The following is an 11,396-nucleotide window of genomic DNA, read 5'->3' on the forward strand; positions in this document are numbered from 1 at the left end:
CACAAAAACGACAGCCCGCTCGCGCCGTTCCGCTAACACCTTGAGAGCGAAAGTAGATGGCATTGGGCTCACGCTTTCCGCTGGGATGGCGTCCATTGGGCATTCACCAGGTTTGGCGGTCGCTCGCCGCGGCAGGCGGCCAAGCAATTCTCGATCGCCAGATCCCCCATCCGCGTGCGGGTCTGCACCGTGGCGCTGCCCAGGTGGGGCGCCAACACGACATTTTGCATCGACAGCAATTCCGGCTCCACCTTCGGCTCTTGCTCATAGACGTCCAGACCGGCGCGGGCGATCGTTCCATCGCGGAGTGCCTGGACGAGTGCCGATTCGTCCACGACAGCCCCTCGCGCGGTATTGATCAACGTCGCCGTCGGTTTCATCCTCTCCAATTGTGGTGTCGAAATCAGATGCCGAGTCTGCTCGGAGAGGGCGACATGAATGGACACAAAGTCCGATTCGCCCAACATCTCGTCCAACTCGCGGTATTCCACACCCAGGGTCTTTTCTTCGTCCGCCGACAGTCGTGTTCGATTCCAATACAGCACCCGCATGTCAAAGGCCAATGCTCGCTTGGCCATCGCCTTGGCGATTCGCCCCAGACCGATCAGCCCGATCGTCGCGCCGGTCACTTCAGCGCCGAGCATTTGCAGCGGTTCCCAACCGCCCCACCGCCCCGATCGCACCAGTTGATCGCCTTCGACCACGCGCCGGGCCGACGCCATCAACAACGCCCATGCCATGTCGGCGGTGCAGTCGGTCAACACTCCCGGCGTATTGGTGACCGCAACGTTTCGCTCTGTCGCGGCGGCAACGTCGATGTTGTTGAATCCGACCGCATAATTCGAGACGACTTTTAAACTCCGATTCACGTCCAAGAGCTCGCCGTCGATTTGATCGGTCAACAAACAGATCAGGCCATCGACATCACGCACGCCGTCGAGCAATTCGGCACGCGTCGGCGCGCGATCCAAGTCGCCATGAAACACATTCGCCTCGGTCTGCAAACGTTCCATCGAATCGGGGGGCAGACGCCGCGTCAAAAAGATTGTTGGTTTCGACATTTCAGTTTCAAGTTCCAAAATTCAAGTTGCACGAGTGGGGCTCAGCAGCGTCATTTTCGTGTCACCCATTTTTCTGCCCCCCCTTTTTCTGCCAACTTCTCCTGTCATCACTTGGTCGCCGTGTACGCGTAGCGATTCCCGTCCCCCTCGAATAATCTGGCGGTGTTCCACGGAGCGATCAAGTTTCGCAATTGATCGACCACCCGGGCGTCATCGGCATCGGATTCGATGACTTCGGCGGACTGTTCGACCGCGGCGACAAAGGCTTGGTCGTCGGCTTGCCACAACCGGTCGGGCATTTCACCGCGTCCGATCCGTTCTTCGCAGGCGATCGCGGCGGCGAAGTAAACCATACAGGATGCGGTGAATCTCGGAAACGAGTGCATCGATCGGTACGCCATCGCGATCAGTCGATCGATGTGGAACGCTTCGGCAAGAATCGACGCCCGATAACGCTCGATCCGCTCGCGTGGGTCGTTGGCCAACAGAATGTCTGCCAATCGCATCACTCCTGCCAACGCGTGAGCAATCCCGGTGCTGTGCAGCGGATCGATCGTCGCTGCTGTCGTCGGCGTCATCAGGCAATGCGGTGTGATGACGGGATTGTGCAATCGCTGCACCCGGCCGATCGTGGCAATCTTGGAAACCGGCGCCACGCGTAAACTGTCGCGAAACACTTGGTGGATCGTCGCATCACCACTGAATCGATCGTTCAGAACGCGAGTCGCCCGCCGCAACGTCTCGTGGTGTGTCGACGCGTCTCGACGGAGTGGTGACACGACGCCGACGCTGGTGATGCCGTTGTTCATCCGCAGCATCCACGCCCAGCCATCGTCGATCAAGTGGTGTTGCGCTGCCGCATCCGCATCGAACGGTTCCGACGCGCGGTGATCACCGTGCAGCGAATTAAAAACATCCGAGTACGAGGCGACGCCGCGGAAATGAGCAAACGCGGCACAAGTCTTGGTGGCCAATCGATCCGTCATCGACGTGGCACCCGGCAATCGCGCCGACACCGTCGCCGCCCCGGACGCATCGATGACGAAGCCCGCCGTGATGGGATCGCCGGAGGCGAGGCCGATTCGTGCTCGGGCAGAATCCGACAAATCCAGTGACGTCACCGCGACGCCTTCCCTTGCATCAACGCCCGCTTCCATCGCTGTTTGAAACAGATAGGCATCCACGTCACTGCGGTACCAGTGCGTGTCGCTGTCGCAGTCTGTTGGACTGGCTGCGACGATCAGCGACCGTTGGCCGACCCGCGATTCGAGATTCCAGTCGCGATGATCGAAGTAGCTGAAACCACGTTTCATCCCGCAAGCGAGTTCCGGCAACGTCTGCCGCCAACGGCCGTAGGCGGAAAGGTTTTCCAAATCGGTGAGACCGTATTGTTGCCCGAGGCGGCGGAGTAGCAGGTCGGCGATCGGCGTGGAAGATTCACCGATCGCGAATCGGGGGTGCCTCGCCGCATCGAGCAAAGCCACGCGGCGGCCGCGCGATGCCAGGATTCTGGCCAGGATCGATCCCGAAAACCCGGAACCGATGATGGCAACGTCAAACCGCTGATTCATAACAGGCTTGTGCTCTGGTGGAGGATGGCGGATTCGAATCGGTCCAACAGATGCCGACGCGGCTCACTCAACTCGTCGCCCGTGATGTCCCAAAGGTCCACGCTCAGGCACGCGTCTCTGCGCATCTCGTCCAGCGAATCGACGAACAGTTCCACCAAGTGTTCCAGTTCGACCCGCGGCAAAGAATCCGCCGTGCCGTTCCAGCCGTGGCCGACTCGGGCGGGAATCAAACTGATGTGGCGGGCGCCGGCATGGATCGCATGACGGATCGACAGTCGCGCCCAACGCATCGATTCCTTCACCGACAGCCGTGGCGCGCCCACGATCAAAAAGACACGCAGGTCGATGCCTGCGGAAATCAGCGAGTTTGCATAGCGATCAAAATCGTCCCGAGACATCTGCTTGCCCAGGCGTTTCAGCATCCTCGGCTGCACCGTTTCCAGCCCGACGGCGACCTCCAGTTTGCCGGCGACGTGTTGACAGAATCGATCATGGCGGCGGCTACCGAAACGCGGGTGATTTTCGATGATCACCCGATCATAGCCGCAGCACAGTTGACCGATCAAAGCGTAGTCTTGCGGCGGTATACTGGACGGATCAAAGAAATTGCCACTGTTGTACAACTTGATCCAAGACGCGGGTTTGAGGCGTTGTTGGGCATAGCGAATCTGCGTCGGAATCGATCCTGGTTGCGATGGCTGCGGCAAAGTGTTGCGGTGCAAGTCACACATCGAGCAACCGATCGGGCAACGGCTGGCGGTCAAGAAGACGGTGGCGACATCGACGATTTCCGTGTTTCCGCATCCAACCCTGGTCGGCTCGCGTTCGTTCAGGAAAGCGTAGGGGCGCTGGGGATCGAGCACGGCGGACAAAACGGTGACGCGAAAATGAACAATGCGATCGAGGAATGCCCGAATTGTAACGCACGCATCCATAGCCGCGCACCGCACTGTCCGTGGTGCGGCCTGCAACGTGATTTGCCTGCTCTGCAACCCGTTCGGAAACGTCTCTCGTTGGGGGCGTTGATCACGATCTTGACGTTGGCCGCGTTGTTGATGTGGCTGATGTCGTTGAAACCGTCTGGCGCAGTTCCCTAACCCGGTCGGCATCTGGGCCCGAGGGCAACGCGGTGATTCATTTGTTAGCGGTAGCCCGCGAGCCCTCCGGTCTTTCACGGTGTTTACGAAACGCGACCGGACGGCTCGCGCCGTTCCGCCAAAAACCTCGTCAAACACAGGAAAGACATGCGCCACAGCGTTCACCCCGAGGGCGCCGTCGGAACTGTCATATTCGGAACCGCCGGGCGAGCCGTTGCGATGCGATCACCTCCGCGACCTTGATCTTTAATTCTTCAAGGAAAACAAGGGGAAGCATTGCGGGCAAGACGATAGCCACTTCTGCACGAGAGAACACGGTCAATGATCCGTCGAACTCGTGAAGCAAACGCTGCAAAACCAAACGGTAGTGTCGGCGAGTGATGATCGAACTAGCAAGACACGATCTGGCAAGTGCTCACCGGCACGGGTCACCACCACCACCGATTCAGCAGCCGAAGCGCTGGCAAGACCCTTCCAAAACTAATTCATGGAGAATCACGATGCGTCGTGTAATCGTACCTGCTTTGTTGGCCGTCGCTCTGGTCGCAAGCACCTCGTCAAACGCAAGCGCGTTTGGCCTGTTCGACAAACTTTGTAAAAGCGGTTGTGACACCGGCTGTGCAGCTGAACCCGCCTGTGGCTGTGAAGTCGCTTGCGAACCTGCATGCGGATGTGAAGTCGCCGTTCCTTGTGGATGTGCAGCCGAGCCGATGTGCGGCTGTGAAGTAGTCGATCCTTGCGGCTGTGACAGCGGCTGCAATAGGCGTGGCGGACTGCTCGCCAAGTTGTTCGGAAAGCACCGCGGATGCGGATGCGATGCGGGTTGCTGCGACGTCGAGCCGGCTTGCGGTTGCGAAGTTGCTGCTCCTTGCTGTGCACCCGAACCGGCCTGTGGCTGCGAAGTTGCAGCTCCGGCTTGCGGATGCGAAGTCCCGGCTTGCGACAGCTGCTGCGGACCGAAAAAGAGTCACTTCGGCTTGCTGAAGAAACTGTTCAGCAAGAAGAGCTCCTGCGGATGCGACATGGGTTGTGCCGCTGAGCCGACTTGCGGTTGCGAAATCATCGAGCCGGCTTGCGGATGCGAAGTCGCTGCTCCTTGCGGATGCAACTGAGATAGAGAAAGAGATGCCGAGGATCGGGATAATTTTCCTCGAGGAGTTCCCGCCAAGCACCCTGTTCCAACCGGCTGACTTGGGAGACGACTCACATCTTCTCCCTGGTGAGTGACCCGAGTCAGCTGTGCAACGCTCCGAGCCGATTCCGATTTCGAAGCGAATATCTCGAAAGCCCCGATGGTTTGAAAAAGCCATCGGGGCTTTTTTTTGGGCGTCTCGCGGGTTCTGCATCCCAGCCTCGTGTCGCCCGCCGTTGTCCCGTTCGAGCGATCCGATTTGCGTCGATTGGGACCTTGCGATCCAATCAACTTCGCGCGACGTTTTTCGTTGGGCTGGCTGATGTAGGGAATCGCTCAGGGTACGATGTCGTGAATGTCAGTCGTCTGAAATGCGACTTCAGTATTTTTCACCTCCGCCCAGGTCCACGTCGGCTGATGCTCGAAACTCCACCGTCGGTCCGCGTCAATCAACGCAACGCGATCGTGATTGCAGTGGTGGTGGCTGCGACAGGGATGCTGCTGGCGATGGTGTCGCCGATTTGGCTGATCAGTCTGCCGCTGGCGCCGTTGGCGTACTGGTGGTGGCGGCGGCGAACACTCCGCCGGCTAAGGGTGATGGCGGAGCCGTTTCCGGGCGAGCTGGAAGCCGCACTCGGGCAGCATGTCGCTTACTTTCGTGCCCTCGATGATGCCGGCCGCGAACGGTTTCGCAATCTCGTGAAAGTGTTTTTGGACGAAACTCCGATCACCGGCATTCGCACCGACGTCGACACCACCACGCGGGCACTTGTCGCCGCCAGCGCGATCATTCCCGTGTTCGGTTTTGACGATTGGGAATATGCGGGGTTGGGAGAGGTGCTGATCTACCCCAATGCGTTCGGCGACGATTACAGCACGTCGGGCGAAAACGACAACGTCGATCGTCGGACCTTGGGCATGGTCGGCCTCGGGCACCTGAGCGGCGTGATGATCCTGTCCAAGCCCGATCTGCTAGCGGGATTTGAAAACCCCGACGACAAACGCAATGTCGGGATTCACGAGTTTGCGCATCTGGTCGACAAGGCCGACGGAAGCGTCGACGGCATGCCGCCGGGAGCCAGCCTCGCGACCGCGGGGCCGTGGATTCAGTGGATCGGGGAAGAGCTCAAAAACAAACCACAGGGGCGTCACCACATCGATCAGTACGCCTACACCAACGAAGCGGAATACTTTGCGGTGCTGTCGGAATACTTTTTCGAAGCCCCGGACGTGCTGCAGTCCAAGGCACCGGAGATCTACGACATGCTGCAACAAATGTATCGCCAGAACACACGCAGCTTTCTGTCCGGTGTGACCCGTCGGCCCAAGCGGGTGAGGCGGAATGCCAAGTGCCCTTGTGGGAGCGGGAAAAAGTTCAAACACTGCTGTCGGCGGAAACGGTAGACGCGACCCAACCCTCTTTCATGACGATTCGACCCCATGTTTTTTGCCAGCGACAATTGGGCCGGCGCGGCCGACGAAATCGCCGCCTCCCTGCAGCGGCATTCGGGCGGTTTCTCTCCCGCCTACGGCGCCAGTGATCTCGACAAGCAATTGGAACAACGCTTCAACGAGTTGTTCGAGCGCGAAGTCGCGGTGTTTTTTGTCGGCACCGGAACCGCCGCCAATTCGCTGGCGCTGTCGGCCGTCAATCGCCCCGGCGGGTTTGTGCTTTGCCATCGCGAGGCTCATTTGATCGAAGACGAATGTGGCGCGCCGGAGTTCTTTACGTCCGGCGCCCGACTGGCACCGATCGATGGTTCGTTCGGGAAGATCGATCCGCACGCACTTCGTCGCGGTCTGCAACGCTTTGATCCGGAATTCGTCCACCACGGGCAACCGATGGCGGTCAGTGTGACCCAGGCGACCGAAGTCGGGACCGTCTATACCAATCAAGAGATTGCGGTGCTCGCCGAACACACCCATGCGTTCGGGTTGCCGCTGCACATGGACGGTGCGCGATTTGCCAACGCCATGGTGCGACTGGGATCGACTCCGGCCGAGATGACTTGGAAAAGCGGTGTCGATGTGCTCTCGTTCGGGGCGACGAAAAATGGTTGCTGGTGCGCCGAGGCACTGGTCTTTTTCGATCCGGCCCGGGCAAAACAGTTGCCGTTCATTCGCAAGCGTGCGGCGCAGTTGTTCAGCAAAACAAGATTCATCGCCGCCCAATTCCACGCCTACCTGGACGATGACCTGTGGATCCGGTTAGCCACGCACGCCAACGCGATGGCGGATCGATTGGCGACCGGGATCGCGGCTGCGAAAAACGTTTCGATCGGCTGGCCGTGTCAGTCAAACGAATTGTTCGTTACGATGCCGAAAGATTTGGCCGGACGGTTGAAAGAACAAGGTGCACGGTTTTATCCCTGGCCGGTCCCGGAAGAGTTTGAATCCCAATTGGCGGAGGGGCAGGGGCTGTATCGTCTGGTCACGTCGTTCGCCACCACGGTCGAAGACGTCGATCAGTTTTTGGGACTGATCGGGTGAGAAGTGGCAAAACGATGGGGGCAAAACGATGGGGGCAAAACGATGGGGGCAAAACGATGGGGGCAAAACGATGAAGTGGCAGAATGATGGGGTGGCAGAATGATGAAGTGGCAGAATGATGAAGTGGCAGAATGATGAAGTGGCAGAATGATGAAGTGGCAGAATGATGAAGTGGCAGAATGATGGGGGCAGCGGCCTGGCTTCATTGGGTTCTTGTCATCATTCTGCCCCGTATCATTCTGCCATCCTTTCTCTCCAAGTCGCTCAGCTTCGCGGCTGAGGCGCATTCGGCGGGGCGACCAAGGTGTGCAGGAATTCAATCACAGCTTGGCGGTCTTCCAGCGAGAGATTCAAAAACCGGTCGCGTGTTCCCTTGGATTCGCCCTCGTGCATCGTGATCGCTTCGAGCAGGGTTTCCGCCCGCCCGTCGTGCATGTACGGGGCTGAATCATGGACGCCCCACAGCGGTGGCGTCCTCCACTCTTGCGTGAAGTACGTCGTCTCCAAGTGCAGCCGCGTGTAATCGGTGCGTGTTTGGCGAATGTTCTGGTTCGTCGTCGTGACATTCTCCGTGGTGTAGGTGTCTCGTCCCGAGGCGGTTCGTTCTCGACCGCGGCGATTTAATTCGTTTTCAACCAAACGGGATTCGGCCTTGCTGGTTTGCCACGTCCTGGATTTACTTCGCTCGTTGACAAATCGAAGGGTCATGGGGGGGACGGGTGTGGCTGCAAACCGGTATTCATTGCGTGAAACGAACACACTGGAGCGTGTCGGGGTGGCAGACCTGGATGCACGGGTATTGATGCTGTTTGATTGTCGCGAAGCCAGCCCGGTTGAACCGGGTTCCATCGAATATTTCCCGCCGTAGTAGGCGGTCCCCATGACGGTGTCGTCCACCATGGTGCGAGTCGTGATCGCTTCGGTGTCGATCGCAAAGTCCATGCGTGTCACCGGCGTCGCGCGAACGATGTAGGGGTCGGCGGGGTTCAGGTCATAGGATTTCGGGCCCATGTCGTGCAGTAGCAGGTCGCTATAGATGCCTTGGGCCGGACCGAGTGTCGGGCGATGGCAGACGGCGCATCCGATCGACGCAAACACTTGTTCGCCGCGGGCGGCCAGCATGCGGCGATCGGATTCTTGCGAGACAGCCCGCGTCGGAGCCGGTAATGCGGCAACGAACGCCGCCATCGCCCTGATTTGTGAGTCGGAGATGTCGAAGGTCGGGTTTTGATACGCCGGCGCCATCGGGTCGGCCGGTTGATTGATTCGGCGGGTCTCCAGTCCGACTTCGGCCGCGCACGCCTGGTCACAAAAATCCAACAGCGACTTGACGTTGCCTCGCCATCCGAATTTGCCGATGCCGCCGCTGGCCAGCGTGGCCAAACGTCCGCTGATTTCCGGATGCTTGCTCTGCTCGCGTTCAACGACCCGTAGTTGTTTTTCGGTGACTTGGTCGATCAGCCCGGCACCAAACAGCGGCGTGGTGTTCCGCTGGAACATCCGCGCGCGAATCGTCGTTTGGTACTTGCCTTGGGTCGCCGTGTACAAGATCGGCGTGGCGTTGGCCAATCGAACTTCGGCGGCATTGGTTGAACCACCGTTGTCGCTGAACAGGGCGGGGATCTTCTCCATGAACGCCTGTCGGGACTGAGCAAACGCGGAGGTGCCGCCATGATGTGCCAGTGACAGCGAATTGACGATGCCGGCGCTGGGATCGATGAACCCGGGGTGGAAGCCGCGGATCGCCTGGCGAATGACATCCTGGTTGATCGGGCCGCCGGAGACGTGCATCGATTCAATGCTGATCGATTTGGCGTTGAATTCGGCTTCACCGGCGCCGCCGATCCCGCCCTGTCGATGGCAGACGGCACAGGATTGGCCGTTGAACAGCGGGCCGAGCCCGTCTTTGCCCATCAACGCCGGGTTTTGCGGCGACCAATTCTTTTCGAACAGTTGCCGACCGATCGCGACCGTCTCGGGCGACACGGCTGAGACCGCTGGCACACCGATCATCAGGCAAGCGAGCGTCCGGAACAGAACTCCGACGTTTCTAAAACACATCCGTTTCGACAACATGAGTGCCCCCCGTGGGCATTGAGGATTTTGATCGTCGCAATCCGCTTTGCGACGGTTTCGTCAGGGCGCGTCCGGACACCAATGATTCAGCTTTTCGGCTGAGGGGCATTCGGCGGCGCGACCAGAGTGTGCAGAAACTCGATCACGGCTTGCCGGTCTTCCAGTGGCAGTGTCAAGAATCGATCCCGCGTCCCTTTTGACTCGCCGTCGTGCATCGTGATCGCTTCCAGTAAGGTCTCCGCCCGACCGTCGTGCATGTAGGGAGCTGAATCATGAACGCCCCACAACGGTGGCGTTCTCCACTCCTGCGTGAAGTAGGTCGGTTCCAGGTGCAAGCGCGTAAAATCGGTACGTGTTTGACGATATTTGTGGGTGGTCGTCGTTGTATCCTCCGTGGTGTAGGTGTCTCGTCCGGAGGCGGTTCGTTCCCGAAAATGGCGGCTCACTCTGTTTTCGACCAGACGACTTTCCGTTTCGCTTGTTTGCCACGACTTGGACTTGCTTCGCTCATTGACAAACCGCAGGGTCATGGGTGGAACCGGAGCGGCTTCAAACCGATATTCATCACGTGAAACGAATACGCTGGGACGAGTCGGGATGGCGGACTTTGACGCAGCGGTGTCGATGCTGCTTGTTTGCCGGTTGAGAATGCGGGTTTCACCTGGTTCCATCGAATACCTCCCGCCGTAGTAGACGTTCCCCATGAGTTTCCCCGTGACGGTGTCATCCACCATTGTGAACGTCGTGACCGATTCCGAGTCGATCGCAAAGTCCATGCGTGTTATCGGCGTCTCTCGAATGATGTAGGGGTCGGCGGGGTTTAGGTCATAGGACTTCGGTCCCATGTCGTGCAGCAACAGGTCGCTGTAGATTCCCTGGGCGGGACCGAGTGTCGGACGATGGCAGACCGCGCAGCCGACCGCTGCAAACACTTGTTCGCCGCGGGCTGCCAGCATGCGGCGGCCGGATTCTTGTGGAATCGCGCGAGTCGGAGCGGGCAGGGCGGCAACGAATGCCTCCATCGCTTTGATCTGCGCGTCAGAAATATCGAAGGTCGGATTTCGATACGCCGGCGCCATCGGGTCGATCGGTTGATTGATCCGACGGGTTTCCAGCCCGACTTCGGCCGCACACGCTTGGTCACAAAAATCCAACAGCGTTCTCACGTTGCCTCGCCATCCGAACCGGCCCACACCGCCGCTTGCCAGCGTGGCCAAACGTCCGCTGATTTCCGGATGCTTGCTCTGTTCGCGCTCGACGACCCGTAGTTCTTTCTCGGTGACCTGGTCGATCAGCCCGGCACCAAACAGCGGCGTGGTGTTCCGCTGGAACATTCGTGCGCGAATCGTCGTTTGGTACTTGCCTTGGGTCGCCGTGTACAAGATCGGCGTGGCGTTGGCCAATCGGACTTCGGCGGCATCGGCCGATCCACCGTTGTCGCTGAACAGGGCGGGGATCTTCTCCATGAACGCCTGACGGGACTGAGCGAACGCGGAGGTTCCGCCGTGATGCGCCAGCGGCAGCGAGTTCACGAGGCCTGCTTTGGGATCGATGAACCCCGGGTGGAAGCCGCGGATCGCCTGTCGAACGACGTCCGCACTGACCGGATTCCTGAAGTCCCCGGAGACGTGCATCAACTCGATGCTGATCGATTTGGCGTTGAATTCGGCTTCGCCGGCGCCTCCGATCCCACCCTGTCGATGGCAGACGGCACAGGATTGGCCGTTGAACAGCGGGCCGAGCCCGTCTTTGCCCATCAACGCCGGGTTTTGCGGCGACCAATTCTTTTCGAACAGTTGCCGACCGATCGCGACTGTTTCGGGTGACACCGCCGAAACGACGGATCCCCCGATCAACAGACAGCCGACCAGCCCCAATCGAATACCGACCTTCGTAAAAAACATTCGTTTTGGCAACATCGTTGCCCCCGTGAGCGTCGCGAAAATGGAGTTGGTGTGCAGGCTTTAGC

Annotated in this window: 7 protein-coding genes; 2 read left to right on the plus strand and 5 right to left on the minus strand. The window is 59.3% G+C overall.

From position 1 onward, the window contains the following. Nucleotides 1-68: 68 nt before the first annotated feature. From NZK35_RS30595 to NZK35_RS30605, 3 genes are all read right to left on the minus strand, one after another. Nucleotides 69-1,061, minus strand: a complete 993-nt coding sequence (locus tag NZK35_RS30595) for a 2-hydroxyacid dehydrogenase (RefSeq protein WP_259636333.1) — start codon at nt 1,059-1,061, stop codon at nt 69-71. A 107-nt stretch (nt 1,062-1,168) separates the two neighbouring features. Continuing rightward, nucleotides 1,169-2,632, minus strand: a complete 1,464-nt coding sequence (locus tag NZK35_RS30600; RefSeq protein ID WP_259636334.1) for an NAD(P)/FAD-dependent oxidoreductase — start codon at nt 2,630-2,632, stop codon at nt 1,169-1,171. Then, nucleotides 2,629-3,495 carry a hypothetical protein gene (locus tag NZK35_RS30605; RefSeq protein WP_259636335.1) on the minus strand — a complete coding sequence of 289 codons (867 nt, stop codon included), beginning with the start codon at nt 3,493-3,495 and terminating at the stop codon, nt 2,629-2,631. The genes NZK35_RS30600 and NZK35_RS30605 overlap by 4 nt, the downstream gene beginning before the upstream one ends. 1,783 nt (nt 3,496-5,278) lie before the next feature. On the opposite strand from NZK35_RS30605, the gene NZK35_RS30610 reads away from it, so the two are divergent. Next, complete coding sequence (locus NZK35_RS30610) at nt 5,279-6,265, plus strand: zinc-dependent peptidase (RefSeq protein ID WP_259636336.1); 987 nt, start codon at nt 5,279-5,281, stop codon at nt 6,263-6,265. Nucleotides 6,266-6,301: 36 nt separating this feature from the next. Continuing rightward, on the plus strand, nt 6,302-7,351 hold the full coding sequence (locus NZK35_RS30615; RefSeq protein ID WP_259636337.1) for a threonine aldolase family protein: 1,050 nt from the start codon (nt 6,302-6,304) through the stop codon (nt 7,349-7,351). Between the two features lie 264 nt (nt 7,352-7,615). Here NZK35_RS30615 and NZK35_RS30620 read toward each other — a convergent pair whose 3' ends face one another. Beyond that, nucleotides 7,616-9,364, minus strand: coding sequence for a di-heme oxidoredictase family protein (locus tag NZK35_RS30620; RefSeq protein WP_259636338.1), 1,749 nt, complete (start codon nt 9,362-9,364; stop codon nt 7,616-7,618). Nucleotides 9,365-9,513: 149 nt separating this feature from the next. After that, a complete protein-coding gene (locus tag NZK35_RS30625) occupies nt 9,514-11,346 on the minus strand; it encodes a di-heme oxidoredictase family protein (protein WP_259636339.1) in 1,833 nt (610 codons plus the stop codon). Nucleotides 11,347-11,396: the final 50 nt, after the last annotated feature.

The sequence above is a fragment of the Stieleria sedimenti genome (assembly GCF_025060895.1).
Classification (GTDB): domain Bacteria; phylum Planctomycetota; class Planctomycetia; order Pirellulales; family Pirellulaceae; genus Stieleria; species Stieleria sedimenti.

What these genes read in the sequence shown, in the direction of transcription:
- NZK35_RS30595 (WP_259636333.1), bottom strand. Translation starts at nt 1,061, where the DNA reads ATGTCGAAACCAACAATCTTTTTGACGCGGCGTCTGCCCCCCGATTCG.
- NZK35_RS30600 (WP_259636334.1), bottom strand. Translation starts at nt 2,632, where the DNA reads ATGAATCAGCGGTTTGACGTTGCCATCATCGGTTCCGGGTTTTCGGGA.
- NZK35_RS30610 (WP_259636336.1), top strand. Translation starts at nt 5,279, where the DNA reads ATGCTCGAAACTCCACCGTCGGTCCGCGTCAATCAACGCAACGCGATC.
- NZK35_RS30615 (WP_259636337.1), top strand. Translation starts at nt 6,302, where the DNA reads ATGTTTTTTGCCAGCGACAATTGGGCCGGCGCGGCCGACGAAATCGCC.
- NZK35_RS30620 (WP_259636338.1), bottom strand. Translation starts at nt 9,364, where the DNA reads ATGATCGGTGTGCCAGCGGTCTCAGCCGTGTCGCCCGAGACGGTCGCG.
- NZK35_RS30625 (WP_259636339.1), bottom strand. Translation starts at nt 11,346, where the DNA reads ATGTTGCCAAAACGAATGTTTTTTACGAAGGTCGGTATTCGATTGGGG.